The organism is Mumia sp. Pv4-285 (genome assembly GCF_041320275.1).
Taxonomy (GTDB): Bacteria; Actinomycetota; Actinomycetes; order Propionibacteriales; family Nocardioidaceae; genus Mumia; species Mumia qirimensis.
On record NZ_CP162023.1, the window covers coordinates 3383989 to 3406533 of the forward strand.

Annotated in this window: 21 protein-coding genes; 11 read left to right on the forward strand and 10 right to left on the reverse strand. The window is 69.9% G+C overall.

What is annotated here, in order from left to right; genetic code table 11:
* Positions 1-2: 2 nt before the first annotated feature.
* The 4 genes from paaC to AB3M34_RS16340 form a co-directional block, all read right to left on the reverse strand.
* A complete protein-coding gene (paaC, locus tag AB3M34_RS16325) occupies positions 3-947 on the reverse strand; it encodes a 1,2-phenylacetyl-CoA epoxidase subunit PaaC (protein ID WP_370615498.1) in 945 nt (314 codons plus the stop codon).
* Positions 948-958: 11 nt separating this feature from the next.
* Positions 959-1249, reverse strand: coding sequence for a 1,2-phenylacetyl-CoA epoxidase subunit PaaB (gene paaB / locus AB3M34_RS16330; RefSeq protein ID WP_370615500.1), 291 nt, complete (start codon positions 1247-1249; stop codon positions 959-961).
* Positions 1246-2211, reverse strand: coding sequence for a 1,2-phenylacetyl-CoA epoxidase subunit PaaA (gene paaA, locus AB3M34_RS16335; RefSeq protein ID WP_370615502.1), 966 nt, complete (start codon positions 2209-2211; stop codon positions 1246-1248). The genes paaB and paaA overlap by 4 nt, the downstream gene beginning before the upstream one ends.
* 98 nt (positions 2212-2309) lie before the next feature.
* Positions 2310-3386, reverse strand: a complete 1077-nt coding sequence (locus AB3M34_RS16340; protein WP_370615503.1) for a Glu/Leu/Phe/Val dehydrogenase family protein — start codon at positions 3384-3386, stop codon at positions 2310-2312.
* A 159-nt stretch (positions 3387-3545) separates the two neighbouring features.
* Between AB3M34_RS16340 and AB3M34_RS16345 the strand changes: the two genes are divergently transcribed.
* The 5 genes from AB3M34_RS16345 (at position 3546) to AB3M34_RS16365 (ending at position 7718) form a co-directional block, all read left to right on the forward strand.
* Positions 3546-4022: an Lrp/AsnC family transcriptional regulator gene (locus AB3M34_RS16345; protein WP_370615505.1), complete on the forward strand. Its 477-nt coding sequence runs from the start codon at positions 3546-3548 to the stop codon at positions 4020-4022.
* 59 nt (positions 4023-4081) lie between these two features.
* Positions 4082-5272: a hypothetical protein gene (locus AB3M34_RS16350; protein WP_370615506.1), complete on the forward strand. Its 1191-nt coding sequence runs from the start codon at positions 4082-4084 to the stop codon at positions 5270-5272.
* Positions 5269-5943, forward strand: coding sequence for a hypothetical protein (locus tag AB3M34_RS16355; RefSeq protein WP_370615508.1), 675 nt, complete (start codon positions 5269-5271; stop codon positions 5941-5943). Before AB3M34_RS16350 ends, AB3M34_RS16355 begins: the two co-directional genes overlap by 4 nt.
* 100 nt (positions 5944-6043) lie before the next feature.
* A complete protein-coding gene (locus AB3M34_RS16360) occupies positions 6044-6763 on the forward strand; it encodes a cutinase family protein (protein ID WP_370615509.1) in 720 nt (239 codons plus the stop codon).
* Positions 6764-6872: 109 nt separating this feature from the next.
* Positions 6873-7718: a methylenetetrahydrofolate reductase gene (locus AB3M34_RS16365; RefSeq protein WP_370615511.1), complete on the forward strand. Its 846-nt coding sequence runs from the start codon at positions 6873-6875 to the stop codon at positions 7716-7718.
* A 20-nt stretch (positions 7719-7738) separates the two neighbouring features.
* On the opposite strand, the gene AB3M34_RS16370 is transcribed toward AB3M34_RS16365, so the two are convergent.
* The 5 genes from AB3M34_RS16370 to AB3M34_RS16390 all read right to left on the reverse strand — a co-directional run bounded on the left by AB3M34_RS16370 (position 7739) and on the right by AB3M34_RS16390 (position 12582).
* Positions 7739-8239, reverse strand: a complete 501-nt coding sequence (locus tag AB3M34_RS16370; RefSeq protein WP_370615513.1) for a DUF1638 domain-containing protein — start codon at positions 8237-8239, stop codon at positions 7739-7741.
* Between the two features lie 97 nt (positions 8240-8336).
* Complete coding sequence (locus AB3M34_RS16375; RefSeq protein WP_370615515.1) at positions 8337-10244, reverse strand: ASKHA domain-containing protein; 1908 nt, start codon at positions 10242-10244, stop codon at positions 8337-8339.
* Positions 10241-11110 (reverse strand): dihydropteroate synthase, encoded by an 870-nt coding sequence (locus AB3M34_RS16380; RefSeq protein WP_370615516.1) that lies wholly within the window; start codon positions 11108-11110, stop codon positions 10241-10243. The genes AB3M34_RS16375 and AB3M34_RS16380 overlap by 4 nt, the downstream gene beginning before the upstream one ends.
* Positions 11107-11772 carry a corrinoid protein gene (locus AB3M34_RS16385; RefSeq protein WP_370615518.1) on the reverse strand — a complete coding sequence of 222 codons (666 nt, stop codon included), beginning with the start codon at positions 11770-11772 and terminating at the stop codon, positions 11107-11109. Before AB3M34_RS16385 ends, AB3M34_RS16380 begins: the two co-directional genes overlap by 4 nt.
* An 18-nt stretch (positions 11773-11790) precedes the next feature.
* Positions 11791-12582 carry an IclR family transcriptional regulator gene (locus tag AB3M34_RS16390; RefSeq protein WP_370615520.1) on the reverse strand — a complete coding sequence of 264 codons (792 nt, stop codon included), beginning with the start codon at positions 12580-12582 and terminating at the stop codon, positions 11791-11793.
* 86 nt (positions 12583-12668) lie between these two features.
* Between AB3M34_RS16390 and AB3M34_RS16395 the strand changes: the two genes are divergently transcribed.
* Complete coding sequence (locus AB3M34_RS16395; RefSeq protein WP_370615522.1) at positions 12669-14108, forward strand: trimethylamine methyltransferase family protein; 1440 nt, start codon at positions 12669-12671, stop codon at positions 14106-14108.
* A gap of 306 nt (positions 14109-14414) precedes the next feature.
* On the opposite strand, the gene purU is transcribed toward AB3M34_RS16395, so the two are convergent.
* Positions 14415-15293, reverse strand: a complete 879-nt coding sequence (purU, locus tag AB3M34_RS16400) for a formyltetrahydrofolate deformylase (protein WP_370615523.1) — start codon at positions 15291-15293, stop codon at positions 14415-14417.
* A 98-nt stretch (positions 15294-15391) separates the two neighbouring features.
* Here purU and AB3M34_RS16405 point away from each other — a divergent pair, with 98 nt between their 5' ends.
* The 5 genes from AB3M34_RS16405 (at position 15392) to AB3M34_RS16425 (ending at position 22540) form a co-directional block, all read left to right on the forward strand.
* A complete protein-coding gene (locus AB3M34_RS16405; RefSeq protein ID WP_370615525.1) occupies positions 15392-16156 on the forward strand; it encodes an IclR family transcriptional regulator in 765 nt (254 codons plus the stop codon).
* Between the two features lie 143 nt (positions 16157-16299).
* On the forward strand, positions 16300-17769 hold the full coding sequence (locus tag AB3M34_RS16410; protein ID WP_370615526.1) for an aldehyde dehydrogenase family protein: 1470 nt from the start codon (positions 16300-16302) through the stop codon (positions 17767-17769).
* 36 nt (positions 17770-17805) lie between these two features.
* On the forward strand, positions 17806-19509 hold the full coding sequence (betA, locus tag AB3M34_RS16415; RefSeq protein ID WP_370615527.1) for a choline dehydrogenase: 1704 nt from the start codon (positions 17806-17808) through the stop codon (positions 19507-19509).
* Entirely contained in the window at positions 19506-20540 is a 1035-nt protein-coding gene (locus AB3M34_RS16420) for a quaternary amine ABC transporter ATP-binding protein (protein WP_370615528.1), read from the forward strand. Before betA ends, AB3M34_RS16420 begins: the two co-directional genes overlap by 4 nt.
* Complete coding sequence (locus tag AB3M34_RS16425) at positions 20537-22540, forward strand: ABC transporter permease (protein WP_370615530.1); 2004 nt, start codon at positions 20537-20539, stop codon at positions 22538-22540. Before AB3M34_RS16420 ends, AB3M34_RS16425 begins: the two co-directional genes overlap by 4 nt.
* The last annotated feature ends 5 nt before the right edge of the window (positions 22541-22545 follow it).

The window sequence follows — 22545 nt, forward strand, 5'->3', positions numbered from 1 at the left end:
GTCTACCACCGACCCGTCGGATGGGCGCGTGCCACGACCTGCATCTCGGCGAGCATCCGGCTCATCGCCTCGGTGTGCAGCCCGTCGCGGCCCTTGCGCCCACGCACTCCGGCCAGCGGTGCCGCGTCCGGCCGGACGACACCGCTCGTCGAGAACACCTGGTCGAGGACGGCGTCGACCTCGACCGACAGCGTGGACGGATCGACACCGACACCGGCCTCGGCCATGCGTGCCTCGACGTCGTGGACGTCGGTGAGCTCGCCGCGCAGCGGCCAAGCGCGCGCCAGTGCCGCGACGAGTCGCGCCCGCGACTCGTCAGTCCCGCGTGCCAGGGTGAGGAACCAGCGCCCGACGTAGTCGCGGTGGTACGCCACTTCCTTCACGCCCTTCGTCGCCACGGCCGCGAGGACGGGGTCGCGGCTGTCGCGGAGCCGTTGGAGCAGCGCGAGCCGCCACGTCGCGAACAGAAGCAGCCGAACGACCGCGTCGGCGAAGTCGCCGTCCTCGACCTCGGCGAGCCGTACGTTCCGGAAGTCGCCTGCTTCGCGGAAGAACGCCAGCGCGTCCTCTGGTGGGACGGGCGATCCCTCCGGGAGCGGCGGCACGATCGAGCGATCCGCAGCCGCGGCCCGGGCGAGCAGCAGCCGCGCCTGGCCGAGAAGGTCCAGGGCGATGTTGGCGAGCGCGATGTCCTCCTCCAGGTCCGGGGCGTTGCTGCACCACTGCGAGAGGCGGTGCGACAGCACGAGGGCGTCGTCGGCGAGCATCACCGCGTACGTCGCCAGGTCGGCGCCGACGACGCCGTCCGGGACCGACGTGTCGATCCCGGCGAGCGGATCCTCGCTCTGCCGGTCGTACGTGGCGGTGCCGAACGCCCAGTGCGACGGGTCTCCGCCGAGCAGCCCCTCGTACGGGTTGTCGTGCACCTCGTGGGTCGAGCCGGCCATCGGTTCCTTCCTCACATGTGCGGGACGTCGTCGGGGATCTCGTAGAACGTCGGATGCCGGTAGACCTTGTCTCCGCTCGGCGCGAACATCGGGTCCTTCTCGTCCGGGCTCGACGCCGTGATCGCGTCCGAGCGCACGACCCAGATGCTCACGCCCTCGCTACGGCGGGTGTAGACGTCGCGGGCGTGATGCACCGCCATCGCGTCGTCGGGTGCGTGCAGCGACCCGACGTGGACGTGGTTGAGGCCGCGCTTGCCTCGTACGAAGACCTCGTACAGGGGCCACTCCGCCTTGACGCTCATGCGTGCTCCTCCTCGCGCTCCGCGAAGGCGGTGGCCGCCTCGCGTACCCAGGCGCCGTCGTCGTGCGCGCGGCGGCGGTGTGCGATGCGCTGGACGTTGCACGGCCCGTTGCCGCCGATCACGTCGGCGAACTCGTCCCAGTCGGGCTGGGAGAAGTCGTAGTGACCCCGCTCCTCGTTCCACTGCAGTGCAGGGTCGGGCAGGGTGACTCCCAGCGCCTCGGCCTGCGGGACCGTCATGTCGACCATCTTCTGGCGCAGGTCGTCGTTGGTGTCGCGCTTGATCCCCCACGCCATCGACTGCGCTGTGTTGGGCGACTGGTCGTCGGGCGGCCCGAACATCATGAGCGCCGGCCACCAGAAGCGGTCGACCGACTCCTGGACCATCGCGCGCTGCTCGTCCGTCCCGCGCATCATCGTCATCAGCAGCTCGTAGCCCTGCCGCTGATGGAACGACTCCTCCTTGCAGATCCGGATCATCGCCCGGCCGTACGGCCCGTACGAGGTGCGGCACAGCGGCACCTGGTTGCAGATCGCCGCACCGTCGACGAGCCAGCCGATCGTGCCGACGTCGGCGTAGGTCAGCGTGGGGTAGTTGAAGATCGAGGAGTACTTCTGCCTGCCGGTGAGGAGGAGGTCGGTCAGCTCGGCCCGGGAGACGCCGAGGGTCTCGCACGCCGAGTAGAGGTACAGGCCGTGACCTGCTTCGTCCTGCACCTTCGCGAGCAGGATCGCCTTGCGGCGCAGCGACGGCGCCCGGGTGATCCAGCTGCCCTCCGGCTGCATCCCGATGATCTCGGAGTGGGCGTGCTGAGCGACCTGGCGGACGAGCGTCCTGCGATAGCGCTCGGGCATCCAGTCGCGCGGCTCGATGCGGTCGTTGTGCGCGATCGTCTGTTCGAACTGCGCGAGCAGCTCGTCATCCGCCGGGTGTCCGGCGTCGATGTGCGGTGCGGCGGTCATCGCGCCTCCTGGAAGCTGGTTCTTCCCCGTCACGCGGCAATTACTAACCTATCGGTCAGTAAATCAATCCTGAGCCGATCTGCCTAGTCCGACCCACCTCAGCTGGCGACGCTCTGCGTCGAGCGGGCGAGGACGTCGTCGGCCAGCCGGCGGGCGGCCAGGTCCGTGCTCGTGCGCTCGGTGCGCGCACGCTCGAAGACCTCGGCGAGGGTCCGTCCGATGCGCTCGACGTGGAGGGAGACCTCGTCAGCCGTCCAGCCGAGCACCTCGCGCCCCACCAGATGGATGCCGCCTCCGCTGTTGATGACGAAGTCGGGAGCCAGGACGATCCCGCGCGAGGCGAGGACGTCGGCGGCGGCGTCGTCGGCCAGGACGTTGTTCGCCGACCCGGCGACGACACGGGTCTCGAGGGTGCTCGCGACGCGACGGTCGATCACCCCTCCGGTCGCGCACGGGACGAACACGTCGCAGGCGGTGGAGACGACGTCGTCGACGGCGACGATCTCGGCGTCGAGCTCGGTCCTCGCGACCTCGCAGCGCAGCGGGTCGATGTCCGACGCGATCAGCCTCGCGCCGTCCGCCGCGACCCGCCGGGCGACGTCCATGCCGACAGCACCCAGACCCTGCACCAGGACACGTCGGCCCGCCAGGTCGCTGATGCCCACCTCGCGCGCTGACTCGCGGATCCCGACATAGACGCCGTGGGCCGTCTCGGGAGCGCTGGAGCCCGGACCTCCCGCAGCCTCCGAGCGTCCGAAGGCGTAGCCGCCGCTCAACCCGTGCAGCACGTCCATGTCAGCAGACGACGTCCCGACGTCAGGGCCCGTCCAGTAGCTCCCGTTGAGCGTCGCGAGAGTCTCGGCGTGGAGCACGAGGATGCGGTGCCAATCGGCTTCCCCGATCTCTCGCCGGTCCCGCGGCAGCGCGATCACCGACTTGCCGCCCCCCATCGGAAGGCCGGCGACAGCCATCTTGTGGGTCATCGAGCTCGCGAGCCGTGTCGCGTCCCCGACGGCGAGCTCCCGAGACGGGTACGCCATCGCACGCGTCCCTCCCGTCGCGGGGCCCAGCTGACGCGAGTGGATCGCAACGGTGAGGAAAGCCCCTGTCTCTGCGTCGTAGCGGGAGCAGCACACGCGGCCGTCCCAGTGCTCGATCACCGTCTCCATACCCATGGCGCGACTCCTCTCGAACTTCACGTCTCCTCAAATCGTGACGTGTGTCACTATCTGTCCGCTACAGTCAGGCGAACTTCGAGAAGGCATCCAGCAAATCGCCCAGATTTCTTGCCGTTCATCCAGGCAAGGCGGTGCCGACGCGATGAAGGGAGACACATGGCCGGGACAGCGCTGGACGAGGTCGACCAGCGGATCCTGCACGAGCTCGAGCGCGACGGACGCATGTCGATGCGCCAGCTCGCCGAGACGGTCCACATCTCACGGGCCAATGCGTACTCACGGGTCGAACGCCTCCGCGAGCGAGGGGTGATCACGGGCTTCTCCGCCCGCATCGATCCCAACGCGCGCGGGCTCGGGACCTCGGCGTACGTGACCCTCAACCTGCGTCAGTCCGAGTGGCTCGCGATCCGCCCGCGGCTCGCAGCGCTGCCCGGCGTCGAGCACATCGCGCTGCTCGGCGGCGAGTTCGACGCACTCCTGCTCGTCCGCGCGGAGGACAACGCAGGACTGCGACGCCTCGTGATGGAGCAGATCCAGGGCATCCCCGACGTCCTCGGCACGCGGACCTTCCTCGTGTTCGAGGAGGCGTGGCCGGAGCACGACCGCGCGGTGGCCGCTCCCCCGGCGGAGTGATCGATTCCCCTGGCCGGATCAGTCATCTCTGCCACCATGTCGGACGTGAGGAGCGATCCGTGACACCGGCGCCGGCACCCGCCACGTCCGAGCCCGAACGGACCTCCGCCCGCCGCGCCGAGCGCGGGATCGCGCTGGTCGCCTCGGCGATGCGGGGCGTCGTCCTGCTCCAGATCGTCGTCAGCGCCGCCTCCGGCGTCCGTCTGTCCCACCACCCCGGCGCGTACGCCGCCCTGACCGGGGCGGTGGTCGTCGTGTCGGTCGCGCTCATCGGCCAGAGCCTCCTCACGGGGTCGGTACGCGCGGGAGCGTGGCACGTTCCGGACATCGCACTGGCCTGGGTGGCCATCCCCGCGATGAACCTGCTGCTGCCGGCATCCCACGTCGTCGGCACGTGGGAGTCGTGGGCGCCCGGCTATGCGATCAACGTGGCGGCGTTGGCCGCGACCTGGCTGCGCCCCGCGGTGGCGGTCGTGCACGCCACCGCACTCGGTGCGTGGCTGATCGCCTGGACGTCCGCGGCCGACGTCGCGTCCTGGGAGACGAGCCTCAACAACGCGCTGACCATCCCCGGGTACGCCATCGTCGTCGCGCTGCTCGTCTACTACCTCCGGGCGCTCTCTGCCGCTGCCGACCAGTCACGCGACGACGCGATCTCCGCCACCCGCGCTCTCGAGCTCCAGCGCTACCAGCTCACGGTCCACGACGCGTCGAGCATCCTGCGCCTGCTCTCCGACGAGGAGACGCCCGCCGAGGTGCTACCGGGCCTACGGCTGCAGGCCGTCCGGGAAGCACGACGCCTGCGGACCTACCTCGGCAGTCAAGCCCAGCGGTCGCCGGACGGCTCGCAGCGCACGATCGGCGCGATGCTGTCCGCAGCCCTGGAGGGGTTCGACGACCTCCCGCTCGAGCTGGCCGTGGAGCTGGGTTCCCACGTCGAGCTCAGCGAGGAGGTGTGGGAGGCGACCTGCGGTGCCGTCACGACGGTCCTGCACAACGTACGGCTCCATGCCGCCGCGCACCAGGTCGTCGTCCATGCCGACACCGACGGCACGACCTGGGAGGTTGTCGTGTCCGACGACGGGATCGGCTTCGACCAGGGCAGCCAGCCCCTCGGGTTCGGACTCGACACCCAGGTGCGTGAGGCGTTGGCGGGACACGGGATCTCGGCCGAGATCCGCTCCTCGCCCGGGCGCGGCACGTCCGTCACCATCGTCGGACCGGTGACCACCCGAGAGGACTCGCTGTGACCGACCCGTCCGGAGAGGAGGCTCGCCCGAGGGTCGTCGTCATCGACGACAGCACCGTGATCCGCGGCGGCTTCGCCACCGTCCACCCCGGCCTCGAGGTCATGGCGACGTACGCGAGCGTCGAGGAGTTCGAGGCCTCGCCGGTGGCCTGCGACGTCGTCGTCCTCGACCTGCTGCTGCGCGGACCCCAGGGCGTGTCGTCGTCGACCAAGCAGGGACGCGCCGCGATCCGTGCACTGCGCGACCTCGGGCATCCCGTCTGCCTCTACACCGACGAGCGGCGGGCGATCGTGCTCGCGCTGTGCCTGCGGGCGGGCGCGAACGGTGTCGTCCACAAGTCGGATCCGCCGGAGGTCGCGGTGCGAGCCGTCGACGGAATCCGCCTGGGGCAGGTGGCGATCACGCAGTCCCTCGTCGGGCTCACCGAGCTGCTCGACCGGCGGGGGGCCTCGCTCGACCTCAGCCCGCGGCAGCGGCAGGTCATCTCGGCCCGAGCCCGTGGGCGGCACTGGGGTGACATCGCGGCCACGCTGTTCATCAGCGAGGACACCGCGCGGGAGCACTACCGGGCAGCGTGCCTCAAGCTGCGGGACTACCTGCAGCACGCCAGCCCTGGGGACATCGAGCGAGCGGTGGGGACCGCACCGGGAGACGTGCTCGACGAGGAGTGAGCCGACCCCCCGTTTCCGGGGGTTACCTCCGTACGCGATCGCCGCGAAGGTGATCACGACCGGCCCACACGGATGTGGGCCTTCGGGGAAGGAAGTCGACATGTTCGGATCGAGCATCATCCGCCGGGCCCTCATCGGCGCTGCGACGGCGACGGTGGCGGCGAGCGGCATCGTGGTCGCCACCGCACCGGCAGCGAACGCGGTCACGTGCCGCGCGTACACCTTCATCGGCGTACGCGGGACCGCCGACGGGGTCAAGGCCTCGATGGGTGACCGCCTGCCCACTGCGCTGAGCGCCTTCCGGGCGAAGAAGGGCACGGCGAACGTCACGAGCGACTACGTCTCGTACCCGGCATCGTTCGACTACCTCTACTCGATGGGTCAGGGCCGCACGGCGCTGAAGGCCAAGATCAACAGCTACGTCTCCGGGTGCCCGTCGACGAAGATCGCTCTCTTCGGCTACTCGCAGGGCGCGCACGTCGTCGGAGACGTGGTCGTGGGCCTGTCGAGCACCCAGCGCGCACGCCTTCAGGGAATCGGCCTGATCGGTGACCCGATGTTCAACCCGGCCTTGCGCGGGAAGGTCTCCAAGAACGGCTCGACCCGCGGCGGCGTGTGGGGGAAGCGCGCATCGTGGCCGACCGGCGTCTTCGTCTACAACGTCTGCAACACCGGAGACCTGATCTGCGCCAACGACGGCACCAACGCCGTGACGAGTGCCAGCGTCGCGCCGCACCAGAAGTACACGACCACGACGTACTCGCCGGTCAGCACGTCGGGTGCGTACGCGATCGGATCGCACGTGGCCACGCGCTCCTGACTCACACGAAACCCCCGACGAGGGCCAGGCATCATGGTGATGCCTGGCACCTACGTCGTTCGGGCTAGACTGAGCCGACACTGATGCGCATCACGAAACGAGTTGCATCATGCGCAACCCGGCCGTTCGCCGTACGTTGGTCCGCCTGCTCGAGCACGCGCGCTTCGAGGTGCTGCCCACCCCGTCGACCGAGGCGAAGGTCGTCGAGCACGTGCCGCTCGAGATCCCCGTCACGGTGACTGCTTCGCCGACCAAGGGGCTGCAGGCGACCCTGGAGCTGGCCGAGCGCCTGGCTGTGCGCGGCTACACGACCGTCCCCCACCTCGCGGCGCGGATGGTGAGCGGTCGCGCGGAGCTCGTCGAGATCTGCGAGCGCCTGAGGTCGGCCGGGATCACCCGGGTCTTCGTCCCCGGCGGCGACGCCGATCCGACCGGCGACTACCCGGACGCGCTCGCGCTGCTCGAGGACCTCGCGGGCCTGGGCCACCCGTTCGAGCAGGTCGGCATCACCGGCTATCCCGAGTCCCACCCGACGATCCACGACGACCTCACCGTGCAGGCCATGTGGGACAAGCGCCGGTACGCGACGCACGTGGTGAGCAACCTCAGCTTCGACCCCGCAGTGATCCGGGTCTGGATCCAGCGGATGCGCAGCCGCGGCGTCACGATGCCCCTGCTGCTGGGGATGCCCGGTCCGGTCGACCGCACCAAGCTGCTCTCCATGGCGACCAAGATCGGCGTCGGCGAGTCCACGCGTTTCCTGGCCAAGAACAAGGGCACGTTCGCCCGGCTTGCCGCGCCGGGCGGGTTCACCGGTGAGCGTTTCCTCCTCAAGTGCGCTCCCACGCTGAGCGAGCCGACGTCCCTGGTCGAGGGCCTGCACGTCTTCACGTTCAACCAGATCGCGGAGACCGAGGCGTGGCGGCGCGACCTGCTCGATCGCCTCCACCAGTGACGCCGCCCGCCGGCGGGTGGTCAGCGCAGCAGGTCGGCCAGCGAGGCCTCGAGCCGCGCGTCGCCCGTCTCGACGATGCGGAGCGGCAGGCCGATCTTGTCCGCGGCGCGCGCGGCGAGGGCACGCAGCTCGTCGTCGGGTTCCTGGGCCAGCCAGATCACGCGCGAGTACTGACCGAAGTAGGCGTCGCGCAGCTCCGGCCACCGGTCGAGCCCGAGCTCGCGCTCCACCGTGCGCGCGAACGAGCGTACGAGGAAGTCGGTGAGCAGGTAGGTGCCCGGCTGCTCCTCGAAGAACCGCTCGAGCCGGTCGGGGCCCGCGTACACGTCGTAGCAGTGCAGTCCCGGCAACCGCGCCAGCCCGAGCTCGTCGCACACGGCGTCGAGGGCGCCGTACGTCCCGCAGTCGGCGTAGCCCACGGCCACCCGCGGGTACGTGTCGCGCAGCCGCTCGGCGAGAGCACGGACCTCGGCCGCGATCAGCTGGGGCTGGTTGTGCAGCAGCGGCGGCAGCGGATGCACGTCGACCGGCCAACCGCGGCGAGCGACGATCGCGGCACACGGCTGCGCGATCGCGCCGCAGGCGATGAGCGCCGTCCTCGGTCCGGGCTCCGCCGTCCTAGAAGGAGAGCTGGTCGACGAACTTGTCGTTGAAGTCGGCGCGGTCGGAGAGCTCGACATACGTCACCTCCTTGAGCAGCGTCCGCGCGCCCTCCCGTTCACGTGTCGAGAGGAGCGCCATCTTGGCTCCCTCGCCGGCGACGTTGCCGGCGGCGACGATCCTCAGCACCGGGAGCTTCGGGACGAGACCGATCCGAACCGCGGAGGCGGCCGAGAGGTAGCTGCCGAACGAGCCGGCGAGCAGCACCTGCTGGACGTCGCGGTGCTCGATCCCCAGCTCTTCGAGCAGGAGCGACCAGCCCGTCGAGATCGCCGCCTTGGCGAACTGCAGCTCGCGGACGTCGCGCTGCGAGAGCACCACGCTCTCCTCCGGAGGGGCGCCGGGCGTCGGCCGGTGCAGGACGAACACCCGCTCCTGCCCGACCTGGGTGAGCCGGTCGGCGAGCGCCGGCGCGACCTCCTTGGCGACCTCGGCGGCGACGAACCGTCCGCTCGCGTCGAGGAGCCCCACCCTGACCAGCTCGGCGACCACGTCGACGAGCCCGGACCCGCACAGTCCCCGCGGCTCGACGTCTCCGATGACCCCGAGCTCGACGGTCTCCCCCAGCTTGACGACCTCGATCGCCCCGTCGGCGGCACGCATGCCGCAGCGGATCGCCCCACCCTCGAACGCGGGGCCGGCCGGCGCTGCCGTCGCGAGGATGCGGTCACCGTCGCTCACCACGATCTCGCAGTTGGTCCCGACGTCGATGAACAGGCGCGTGCGCTTGTCACGGTCCATGCCGGTGGCCAGCATCCCCGCGACGATGTCGCCTCCGACGTAGGCGCCGAGCGCGGGGAAGACGGTCACGCGGGCCCGGGGGTGCAACGACAGACCGAGCTCGGAGGCCGGCAGGTCGGGGGGCTGCGCGGTGGACATCACGAACGGCGCCATGCCCAGCGGCTCGGGATCGACGCCCAGGGCGAGTGCGGTCATCGTCGCGTTGCCGGCCAGGGCGACCTCGTAGACGGTCGCCGGATCGACGCCGCCCTCCGCGCACACCTGCGTCGCGAGCGTCGACAACGTCTCGCACGCGGCCGTACGCAGACGCCCGAGAGCGTCGGGATCCATCATCGTCGCGCTGATCCGAGTGATGACGTCGCCACCGAAGGGCTGCTGCCGGTTGAGCATCGAAGCGACCGCGACCGGTGTGCCCGTGGTGACGTCGAGCAGCGTCGCCACCACGGTCGTCGTACCGAGATCGATGGCCAGCGCGTGCTGCGTCTTGGTGGTGTCACCCGGCTCCACGTCGACCAGCGCTTCGTCGACCACCACGGCCGTGACCTTGAAGTCGGCCGAGCGCAGAACCGTCGGAAGCCGCCGCAGCACGTGCAGGTCGGGCACCGGCTCGAGGTCGTCGATCGCGTCGAGGAGCCTCGCCAGATCGGTGCGCTGGTCGGCGAGCGTCGGCTCGTCGAGCTCGACGTACCGCTTCTGGACGGCCGGCCGCAGGATCACCTGCCGTCCGACACCGACGGTCGCCGCCTTCGGTCGCGTGGTGAGCGGCGGGACGTCGACCGCCACGTCGCGGGTCGTGTTCACCAGGCAGGCGAGGCGCCATCCGTCGTCGAGCTGCTCGCGCGTGAACGTCCGAACGTCGTGCCGGGTCACGGGACTCGGGCCGTCGATGCGGACCTTGCACTTGTGGCACGTGCCGTGCCCTCCGCAGGTGGAGTCGATCGCGATGCCGTTCCACGACGCCGCGTCGAAGACGGTCACGCCCGGCGGGACGCGCACCTGGCGCGCCGTCGTACGGTCGGGGTCCGCGTCGCGCACCGTGAACGACAGCTCGACCCGGCCCGTGCCGTCATGGGCGGGCCCCTCGTCCCCGGCCCCGTCCAGCACGGTCTGCGGCGACTCGGTCACGAGACGGCAGCCGCCTTCGCCCGGTGTGCGGCGATCCAGGCCATGCCCCACTCGTCGTGGTCCAGGAAGACGTCGGCCGCCTTGACCGCCTCGACGATCTGCGGGGTCCGCGTGTCCATGATCGCGCTGGTCAGCCCCGCCGTCATCGCCATCGGCAGCCAGGCGGCACCCAAGGTGTGCCGGTCGGGCATGCCGAAGGACGTGTTGGACGCACCGCAGGTCATGTTGACCCCGTGCTCCGCGCGGATCCGACGCATCGTCTCCATCGTCACGAGCGAGGTGGTCGTGTCGGCACCGATCGGCATGGCCAGCGGGTCGATGACGATGTCGGCCTTGTCGATGCCGTACTCCTCGGTGGCCACCCGGATGATCTTCGCGGTGAGGTCGAGCCGCTTGTCGGCCTCCATCGGGATCTCGTCCGCGTCGTTGGGCAACGCGATGATCGCGGCGTCGTAACGCTTCACGAGCGGCAGGATCGCGGCGAGCCGGTCGTCCTCGGCCGTGACCGAGTTGACCAGGGCACGGCCCTCGTAGGCGGACAGACCCGCCTCCAGCGCCTCGACCACCGAGGAGTCGATGCAGATCGGGAGGTCGGTGATCGACTGGATCAGACGGATCGCAGAGGCCAGCAGCGCGGGCTCGTCGGTGAGCGGGACGCCCATGTTGACGTCGAGGACGTCGGCGCCGCCCTCGACCTGTGCCTTCACGTCCTTCTCGATCGCCGAGAGGTCGCCTGCGCGCAGCTGCTCCTGGAAGATGCGGCGACCTGTCGGGTTGATCCGCTCGCCGATCAGGCAGAAGCGCTGGTCGTGCCCGATCACGACCTCCTTGGTCGCCGACCGCAGGACCGTGTGGAGGCTGCTCATGCGGGAACCTTCGTACGACGCTCGTGGAGCAGGGCCTTCGCCTTCTTGACCGTGGCCGAGGCGTCCGCGGCATAGCCGTCGGCGCCGACCGCGTCGGCGTACTCCTGGGTGACGGGAGCACCGCCGACCATGACCACGACGGACTGCCGCAGCCCGGCCTTCTCGAGGGCGTTCATGTTCGCCTTGAACATCGGCATCGTGGTGGTGAGGAACGCGGAGAAGCCGACGATGTCGGGCTGGTGCTCCTCGATCGCCGCGACGAACTTCTCGGGCGCCACCTGTACGCCGAGGTCGATCACCTCGAAGCCGGCGCCCTCGAGCATGATGTTGACGAGGTTCTTGCCGATGTCGTGGACGTCGCCCTTGACCGTGCCCATCAGGAACTTGCCGACCGTCTCGACCCCGGTCTCGGCGAGCAGCGGGCGGAGGCGCTCCATCGCGCCGGCCATCGCCCGCCCGGCGATCAGCATCTCCGGCACGAAGAAGTCGCCGCGCTCGAAGCGAGCACCCACCTCCTCCAACGACGGGATGAGCGCTTCGAAGAGCAGCGTCTGCGGCTCCATCGCGCTCGACAGCCCCTCCTCCGTCAGCTCGAGGACGCGTGGGCCGTTGCCGACCAGCGTCTCGTCGTACAGGCCCTGCAGGATCTCTTCTGGGGTCACGCCGCGCCCTCTCTCTCCCTAGTGGGTCAGCCTTGGTGAGTCAGCCATCTGTGACTTGGTCGGACCACGCAGCAGCGTGGACAGCTGGGCCGCGTGGTACGCCAGGTGCTTGCCGAGCTCGTCGAGCCGGTCCTCGAGCCGCGCGGTCGGCCCCGAAAGGCCGAGTGCCGCCACGACGTCGCCGCGCACTCCCTCGACCGGGACGGCGACGCCGGTCAGCCCGATCTCGAGCTCGCCGTCGGTGAGGGCCCACCCGCGCTTGCGGGTCAGCACGCCGTCGCGGCGCAGGCCCTCGTACGAGGTGATGGTCGCGTCGGTCGACGCCTCGAGCGGGCCGGTCGGCATGGCCAGGGCACCCCACGCGTACAGCACCTTGCCGAGGGCCGAGCAGTGCGGCGGGACCTCGACCTCCGTCCAGTCACGCGTGCCGAGGAGATAGCGGCTGTCCACCTGGGCGACCTGCACGACCTTCTCGCCGCGGGCCACCGAGAGGTGCACGGTCTCTCCGGTCTCGTCCCCGATCTGCTCCATGGCAGGGCGGGCCAGACGGACGAGCTCCTCCCACGGATCGTGACGCGCCGCGTACAGCCAGAAGAGGCTCCCCGCGACGAAAGAGCCGTCGGCGTCGCGCTCGACCAGCCCCGTGCGCTCGAGGGCGGCGAGCATCCGCGACGTCGTCGACTTGGCCAGCCCGCTGGCGTCCTGGAGCTCGGCGAAGGTGAGCGGCTCGTCGGCGTGCACGACCGTCGACACGAGCTGAGCAGCACGGTCAACCGCCTGCGTCCCGCTGCCGGTGCTTGCGCCGCTCACTCGCTTCTCCTTCGTCCGCCCCTTCTGCAAGGGTCCCATGATGTGGAACTATGGTCCCACATCATGGAGGCTACCCAGGAGGGGCGATGTTCCGCAACAAGATGCCGCGCTACGAGGTGCTCTCCGAGGAAGCGATGGCGACGCTGGACGGCGGGTGGCGCCGGCTCGTCAGCGAGATCGGCGTCGAGTTCATGGATGCGCGGGCACGCGACCTCTTCGCCGCGGCGGGCCAGCGGGTCGAGGACGACACCGTCTTCCTCGACCCGGACTTCGTCCTGGAGCAGGTGGCCAAGGCTCCGCGCGAGTTCGACATCCAGGCACGCAACCCCGACAACACCGTGCACATCGGCGGTGACGCCATGGCGTTCAGCGCGGTCTACGGACCCCCGTTCGTCCGCCAGGGTGACGTGCGCCGTGACGGGACGATGGACGACTTCCGCAACTTCGCGCGACTCGCGCAGGGCTTCGGCGTGCTGGACTCCGCGGGCGGTGTCGTCACCGAGCCCAACGACGCCCCGCTCGACAGCCGGCACCTCGACATGACGTACGCGCTCCAGACGCTGACCGACAAGATCTACATGGGCAACGTCGTGTCCGGGGTCAACGCCCGCGACACGCTCGCGATGACCGACATCCTCTTCGGCTCGCGGGAGGCGATCGAGCAGACGCCGGCCCTGATCTCGCTGATCAACTGCAACTCGCCGCTGCGGTGGGACGATCGGATGCTCGAAGCCCAGTTCGAGTACTCGTCGGCCAACCAGCCGGTCGTGCTCACCCCGTTCATCCTGATGGGCGCGATGTCGCCGGTGACGGTCCCTGCCGCGCTGGTGCAGCAGATCGCCGAGGCGCTGTCGGGCATCGCGCTCTCGCAGCTGATCCGCCCGGGCTGCCCGGTGGTGTTCGGCTCGTTCCTCTCCAACATCGACATGCAGTCCGGGTCTCCGACGTTCGGCACCCCGGAGTCGGGCATCGGGCTTCTCTGCACGGGCCAGATCGCCCGGCACTTCGGGCTTCCCTTCCGCACCGGCGGCGGGCTCACCTCCTCTCAGGTCCCCGACGCACAGGCCGGGTACGAGGCGATGATGACGCTGCTGCCGACGTTCCTCGCCGGCGCGAACTGGGTCATGCACTCCGCGGGCTGGCTCGAGGGCGGCCTCGTGTCCGGCTACGAGAAGTTCATCATCGACTGCGAGCTGATCCAGATGCTCCAGCACGAGTTCACCCCGCTGGAGATCGACGAGGCCTCGCTCGCGTTCGACGCTCACACCGAGGTCGGCCACGGCGGCCACTTCCTCGGTGCGATGCACACCATGGAGCGCTTCCGCACCTGCTTCTACCGCCCGTTCCTCTCCTCCTCGGAGAACTACGAGCGCTGGATGCGTGGCGGCGCGAAAGACACCGCGGCCCGAGCGACGGACATCTATCAGAAGCGGCTGGAGGAGTACGAGCAGCCGCCGCTCGACGACGCGATCCGCGAGGAGCTCGAGGCGTACGTCGTACGCCGGCGCGCGGAGCTCGGCGACTGACGCTGTCGAGCCGTCGGTCGCCCTCGGCGGCACCCCCGCTGGTCGAGGCCGAGCCCTTCCCCCCCGCTGGTCGAGGCCGAGCCCTTCCCCCCGCTGGTCGAGGCCGAGCCCTTCCCCGCTGGTCGAGGCCGAGCCGAAGGCGAGGATCGAGACCACAGCACCGGGTCTCGATCCTCCGCTTCGCTCCGGCCTCGACCAACGGAGAGGTGCTTCGCTCCGGCCTCGACCAACGAGAAGCGCCTCGCTCCGGCCTCGACCAACGGAGAGGTGCTTCGTTCCGGCCTCGACTGGCGAGAGGAGCGGGCGTCAGCGGAAGACGACGGTCCGGGCGCCGTTGGGCAGCACCCGCGACTGCGAGTGCCACCGCACCGCGCGGGAGAGGACCTGCGCCTCGACGTCACGACCAGCAGCGACCAGTGCGTCCTGGTCGTAGCTGTGGTCGACCCGTACGACGTCCTGCTCGATGATCGGGCCCTCGTCGAGGTCGGCGGTCACGTAGTGCGCGGTCGCACCGACGAGCTTCACGCCGCGGTCGAAGGCCTGGTGGTACGGCTTCGCGCCCTTGAAGCTCGGCAGGAACGAGTGATGGATGTTGATGGCCCGGCCAGACAGCGCACCGCAGGTCGCGTCGGAGAGCACCTGCATGTAGCGGGCGAGCACGACGAGGTGCACGTCCAGCTCGTCGACCAGCTCCAGCAGCCGCGCCTCGGACTCGGCCTTCGTCTGCGGCGTCACCGGAAGGTGCACGAACGGCACGCCGTACGACTTCGCCATCGCCGCCGCGTCGGGATGGTTGGAGACGACAGCGGGCACCTCGATCTGCAGCGACCCGGTGCTCGCACGGAAGAGGAGGTCGTTGAGGCAGTGCAGGTGCTTGGAGACCATGATCAGCGTGCGGTACGGCGCGCCCGCGTCCCAGATCTCGTAGTGCATCGCGAAGCGGGCCGCGACCGGGGCGAACTCGTTCCGGAGGTCGGCGGCGGTGGTCGTGCCGGCGACTTCGACGTCGATGCGCATGAAGAACCTGCCGCTGAGCCGGTCGCCGAACTGCTGACTCTCGAGGATGTTGCCACCGTGCGAGGCCAGGAAGCCGGACACCGCATGCACGATGCCTGGCCGGTCAGGGCAGGAGAGGATGAGGACGAAGTCGCCGGCCGGGACCGTGGGGAGCGCGCGAGAGGGCACTGTTCCACCTCCGCAGGTCAGTGCTGCGCGGGTCGCAGTGTTGCGCTCTCAACAACGCAACGTGCGATACGCAACACGCTTGGTCTAGTCTCGCTATCGTGAACGAACCGAGCGGCGGCGTCCAGTCGGTTGACCGCGCACTCATCATCCTCGAGGTGCTCGCGCGGGTCGGCGAGGCGGGTGTCACCGAGATAGCCGGTGAGCTGGGCGTGCACAAGAGCACCGCCTTCCGTCTCGTCAGCACGTTGGAGTCGCACCGGCTCGTGGAGCAGACGACCGAGCGCGGTCGGTACCGGCTGGGTGTCGGCATCCTGCGCCTCGCCGGCGCGACGACCGCGCGGCTGGACCTGGTGCAGGAAGCCCGGCCGGTGTGCGTCCAGCTCGCTGCCGACACCGGCGAGACCGTCAACATCGCGGTGCTCTCGGAGAGCTCGGCGCTGTACCTCGACCAGATCGCGGGCTCGTCGGCCCTGCAGCCGCACAACTGGGTGGGCCAGCACATCCCGCTGCACGCGACGAGCAACGGCAAGGTGCTGCTCAGTGGCCTGGACGACCAGCGTCTGAAGGAGGTCCTCGGCACGCTCGCACGCTTCACGCCCCAGACCATCACCACGCGACCCACGTTGCGCGAGGAGCTCGCCCGGGTCCGCGAGCGCGGCTACGCGGTCGCCGTCGACGAGCTCGAAGACGGGCTGACCGCGGTGGCTGCACCCGTCCGCAACGCGCACGGCGACGTCGTCGCTTCGATCAGCGTCTCGGGGCCCTCGTTCCGACTCACCTCCGAGCGCGTGGAGCAGGCGCTCCCGCAGCTGGTCGCTGCGGCCGCCGAGGTCTCGCACCGTCTCGGCTGGGGCCACCGATAGCGCATCAATATTGCGTAACAAGATGCATCTCCTCTTGACGCGTCGCCCTCCTCGCACCAGTCTCGGCTCAGGAATAGTTGCGCGAGATGCACCGTGTTGCGGGATACGCAACGCGGCGAACTCCGCGGGGAGTGAGGAGCCGGGTGCCCGAGCTCTACCTCGACGGTTCGTGGACGAGCGCGCGCGGTGGCGCACGCCGCGAGATCCGCTGCCCCGCTGACGGGTCCGCGGTCGGCGATGTCGACGAGGCGACGCCCGAGGACACCGCAGCAGCGATCGCCGCCGCACGCCACGCCTTCCACGACGGTCCGTGGCCGCGCACGCCCAGTCGGGAGCGCGGCAACCTGCTCCTGAGGGTGGCCGACCTCCTCGAGCGCGACGCCGACGAGATCGCCCGGTGGGAGTCGCTCGACACTGGCAAACGGTTCATCGAGAGCCAGTACGACGTCGCCGACGTCGTCTCCGTCTTCCGCCACTACGGCAGGGTGGCCGCCGAGGATGCCGGCCGCGTCGTCGACACCGGCAACCCGGACGTCGTCAGCCGGGTGGTGCACGAGCCCGTCGGCGTCTGCGCGCTGATCACGCCGTGGAACTATCCGCTGCTGCAGGTCTCCTGGAAGGTCGCCCCGTGTCTCGCGGCCGGCAACACCTTCGTCCTCAAGCCCAGCGAGCTCACCCCGCACACCGCGATCCACCTGATGCGCCTCCTCGAGGAGGCCGGGCTGCCGCCCGGTGTCGGCAACCTCGTGCTGGGGGCGGGCGCCGAGGCCGGCGCTCCGCTGGCCACCGACGAGCGAGTCGACCTGGTCTCCTTCACGGGCGGCCTGCAGACGGGACGCCGACTGATGGCGGCAGCCTCGGCGACGGTGAAGCGCGTGGCGCTCGAGCTGGGCGGCAAGAACCCCAACATCGTGTTCGCCGATGCCGACCTCGACGTCGCTCTCGACTTCGCGCTCACCGCTGTGTTCCTGCACTCCGGTCAGGTCTGCTCCGCCGGGGCGCGGCTCCTGGTCGAGGAGAGCGTCCACGACGAGCTCGTCGACCGCCTCGTCGACCGCGCGACGCGGATCCGTCTCGGCGGCCCGTTCGACGACAAGGCCGAGACAGGACCTCTGACGAGTGCCGAGCATCGCGACAAGGTCGAGGCGTACGTCGCTCGCGGGCTCGCCGAGGGCGCCGTCCTGCGCTGCGGCGGTCGGCGTCCCGACGATCCCGACCTCGCCGACGGCTACTACTACCTGCCGACCGTCCTCGACGGTTGCGACACGTCGATGTCGGTCACCCAGGACGAGTCGTTCGGGCCGATCCTCACGGTCGAGACCTTCACCGACGAGGACGAGGCGGTCCGGATCGCCAACGACTCGATCTACGGCCTGGCCGGAGCCGTGTGGACCCAGGACGCCGGCAAGGGACAGCGCGTCGCGGCCGGGCTGCGAATGGGCACGGTCTGGATCAACGACTACCACCCGTACGTCCCCCAGGCCGAGTGGGGCGGCTACAAGCAGTCGGGGATCGGCCGCGAGCTCGGGACCGCCGGGCTCGACGAGTACCGCGAGACCAAGCACGTGTGGCACAACATCCGACCGGCCGAGCAGCGCTGGTTTCGGGGATAACAGAGTCCGGGGATAGACGGGTAGGCAGCGACGGGCATGGGCGCAGACCGGTTCGACTTCGTCATCGTGGGAGGCGGCTCGGCCGGGTGCGCGCTCGCGAACCGGCTCTCCGCCGATCCCGGCACTTCGGTGCTGGTGCTGGAGGCCGGCCGCTCCGACTTCCGCGCCGACCCGTTCATCCACATGCCGGCGGCTCTGCCCTTCCCCATCGGCAACCGGTTCTACGACTGGCGGTACGAGACGGATCCCGAGCCGAACCTCGACGACAGGCGCGTCTTCCACGCGCGCGGGAAGGTGCTCGGCGGATCCTCCTCGATCAACGGGATGATCTTCCAGCGTGGCAACCCGATGGACTACGAGCGCTGGGCGGCCGACCCGGGGATGGAGCAGTGGGACTACCTCCACTGCCTGCCCTACTTCAAGCGGATGGAGACCTGTCTCGCCGGCGCCGACGAATGGCGTGGTGCCGACGGCCCGCTCGTCCTCGAGCGCGGCCCGGCCGACAACCCCCTCTTCACCGCGTTCTTCGACGCAGCGCAGCAGGCTGGCTACCCGCTGACCGACGACGTCAACGGCTACCGCCAGGAAGGGTTCGCCCGCTTCGACCGCAACGTCCACCGCGGACGCCGGCTCTCCGCCGCCCGCGCCTACCTGCACCCCGTACGCCACCGCAAGAACCTCGAGGTGAGGACGCTGGCGTTCGTCACCGGCATCCGGTTCGACGGTACGCGTGCGGTCGGCGTCGACTACCTGCGCGGCGGGCGGGTGCGTCGTACCGTCCATGCCGGCGAGGTGGTCCTCTGCGGCGGAGCGATCAACACGCCACAGCTGCTGCAGCTCTCGGGCGTCGGCGACGAGTCTCTCCTGCGCGAGCACGGGATCCCTGTGGTCCAGCACCTCCCCGGCGTGGGTGAGAACGCGCAGGACCACCTCGAGGTCTACATCCAGTACGCGTCGAAGCGCCCGGTGTCCATCGCGCCCGGGTTGAAGTGGTGGCGTCGACCGGGCATCGCCTACCAGTGGCTGGTCCACCGGCGCGGGCTGGGCGCCACCAACCACTTCGAGGGTGGCGGCTTCTGCCGCAGCAACGCCGACGTCGACTACCCGAACCTGATGTTCCACTTCCTCCCGATCGCGATCCGGTACGACGGGTCCGCACCGACGCAGGGTCATGGCTACCAGGTGCACATCGGCCCGATGTACGCCGACACCCGGGGCTCCGTACGCATCCGATCGCGCGACCCGAAGGTGCACCCGTCGCTGCGCTTCAACTACCTCTCGACGGCCAACGACCGCCGCGAGTGGGTCGAGGCGGTCCGGGTCGCGCGCGACATCTTGAACCAGCCGGCGTTCGCCCCGTACAACGCCGGCGAGCTCTCCCCCGGCGTCCAGGTGGAGACCGACGAGCAGATCCTCGACTGGGTGCGAGCGGATGCCGAGACGGCGCTGCACCCGTCGTGCACGGCGAAGATGGGAACCGACGAGGCGGCAGTCGTGGACCCGGCATCGATGAAGGTCCACGGCCTCGACGGGCTGCGGGTGGTCGATGCCTCCGTGTTCCCCTACGTCACGAACGGCAACATCTACGCGCCCGTGATGATGGTCGCCGAGAAGGCCGCGGACCTCATCGGCGGTCGTACGCCCCTCCCTCCGGCCGACGTGCCGTACTACCGCTTTCGCGACGGCACCCCCCTCTATCCGCCCGGCGACAGCCGCAACAGCCAGGAGGAGCACGCATGACCGACGCCGCTCTGACAGTCCGAAACCTGTGGAAGATCTTCGGCCGGGGTTCCGACCGGATCGTCGGTACGCCCGACGCCGACCTGTCCCGCGCCGACCTGAAGACGAAGACGGGATGCGTGGTCGGCGTCCGCGACGTCTCGTTCGACGTGGCACCCGGCGAGGTGTTCGTGGTGATGGGGCTCTCCGGCTCGGGCAAGTCCACGCTCGTGCGCTGCCTCACCCGGCTCATCGAGCCCACCTCCGGCCAGGTCGAGATCGACGGGCACGACATCGTCAAGGCGAGTGAGTCCGAGCTCCGAGAGCTGCGCCGTACCCACGCGTCGATGGTGTTCCAGCACTTTGGGCTCCTGCCGCACCGGCAGGTGATCGACAACGTCGCGTACGGGCTCGAGGTCCGCGGCATCAGCAAGAAGGAGCGTCGTGCGGCGGCATCCGAGGTGGTCGAGCTGGTGGGCCTGTCCGGATACGAGCGGTCGTACCCCGACCAGCTGTCGGGCGGCATGCAGCAACGCGTCGGCCTCGCCCGGGCGTTGGCCAACGACCCCGCGCTGCTGCTGTTCGACGAGCCCTTCTCGGCGCTGGACCCGTTGATCCGCCGGGACATGCAGAACGAGGTGATCCGACTGCACCGTGAGCTCGGCAAGACGATGGTCTTCATCACCCACGACCTGCAAGAGGCGCTCAAGCTGGGCGACCGGATCCTGATCATGCGCGACGGCGGGATCGTCCAGATCGGCACACCCGACGAGGTGGTCGCGGAGCCCGCGGACGACTACGTCAGGGACTTCACGTCCGAGGTCCCGCGGTCCCACGTCCTGACGCTGCGCTGGGTCATGCGGGACCCCCGGCCCGACGACTCGAGCGAGGGTCCGGTGATGACGTCGAGCACCGTCGTACGACAGGCGGCCCGGGCGGCGCTCGCGTCCGAGCACCCGGTGCGGGTCGTCGACGCCGGCGAGCTGGTCGGCATCGTCGACAGCGACGCGATCATGCGGGTGGTCGTCGCCGAGGAGGAGGCGCACTCGTGAGCGTGACGACGGCGCGGCCCCGCCTCGACCCGGACACGTCCGCGCCTCCGCAGCCGCCGCGCAGGACGCTCCCCCGCTGGGCGTGGGCGTTGATCGTCATCGGTGTGTGGATCCTGATCTGGGTGTTCACCAAGGGGCAGGACACGCTCCAGATGCCGCAGCGCGCCCACACCGACGTGCAGCAGGCACTCACCGAGTTCCGCGACGCCGTGCTCGCCAGCCGTGACACCAACCCGCTCGTCGAGCTCACCTATCAGATCGGCGCCTGGTTCGTCGACGTCGTCGACTGGCTCCAGCGCCTCGTGTCGATCCCTGACTTCCCGAGGCCGGTGCCGCAGATCGGGTGGCTCGGTGTCGTCGCGCTCGCGACCTGGGCCGGTCTGGCGGCGGCCGGCTGGCGGATCGCGATCCTGGTCGGCGCGTCGTTCCTCTCCTTCGGCCTGTTCGGCTACTGGTCGGACTCGATGGACCTGCTGATCATCACGGGTGTCGCGGTCACGATCGCGATCCTGATCGGACTTCCCCTCGCGGTGTACTACGGCACGGCCGGACGCACCGGGGTGAAGGTCGTCACCACCCTCCTGGACCTGATGCAGACGATGCCGACCTTCGTCTATCTCAGCCCGGTCGTGCTCTTCTTCGGCATCGGCGCCTCGGCTGCCGTCGTGTGCACCGTCATCTACGCCGTACCCCCGATCATCCGGATCGCCGGCCACGGCATCCGCAACGTCTCGAGGACGACCATCGAGGCGACCGACTCGTCCGGCCAGACGCGGTGGCAGCGGCTGACGAAGGTGCAGCTACCGATGGCGCGCTCCACCATCGTCGTGGGCATCAACCAGACGACGATGGCGGCGCTCTCGATGGCGACGATCGCCGCCTTCGTCGACGGCCCGGGCCTCGGCCAGCCGGTGCTGTCGGCGCTGGTGCGCAACGACGTCGGCAACGCGTTCGTCCCCGGTGCCCTGATCGTGGTGATCGCGGTGATGCTCGACCGGACGACCACCGCTGCCAGCGAGGCGTCCGAGAAGGCAGCCCGCGGCCAGATCGACCTCCGCATGCGCCGAATGGTCCTGGCAGCCACAGGGGTGGCCGCGCTCGTTGCGGTGTGGGTCTCGCGGCAGTACGTCTGGGCGGCGGAGTTCCCCGAGACCTCGTGGGGTGTGACGGTCGCCGACGGCGTGGACTCGTTCTTCGCCTGGATCACCGAGACGTTCGACGGGCTGACCCAGGCGGTCGCGGACGCGGTGACGTACGGGTTGCTGAACCCGCTCCAGGAGCTGATCGCGGAGTCGCCGTGGTGGTTGACGGCGCTGGCGATCCTCGCCCTGGCGCTGGTTTTCGGGGGCGTCCGAGCGCTGCTGCCCACCGTCGTCTGCCTGACGGGCCTGCGCGTCTTCGGCCTCTGGCACGACGCGATGGTCACCCTGACGATGGTGCTGGTCGCCACGGTGCTCGTGATGGCGCTGGCCGTGGTGCTCGGTGTGTGGATGGCGCGACGCCGGGCGGTCGACCTCGTCGTCCGGCCGTTCCTCGACGCCGGCCAGACCATCCCCCCGTTCGTCTACCTGATCCCGGTGCTCGCTCTCTTCGGCCCGTCGCGTTTCACCGCGATCATCGCCGGTGTCGTCTACGCGGCGCCGGTCGCGATCAAGCTCGTGGCCGACGGCGTCAGAGGCGTCTCCACCACCACGCTGGAGGCTGCCCGCTCCACAGGTTCGACCACCTGGCAGGAGATCACGAAGGTCCAGCTCCCGATGGCACGGGACTCGCTCGTGCTGGCCGCCAACCAAGGCCTCCTGTACGTCCTCTCCATGGTGGTGATCGGTGGCATGGTCGGTGCCGGCGCGCTCGGCTACGACATCGTGCTGGGCGCCTCCCGCTCCGAGGAGTGGGGCAAGGGAGCCGCCGCTGGGATCAGCATCGTCCTCCTCGGGATCATGCTCGACCGGATCATGCGCGCCTCAGCCCAGGAGGACGCGGACTCACACCGGGCGTGATCGAG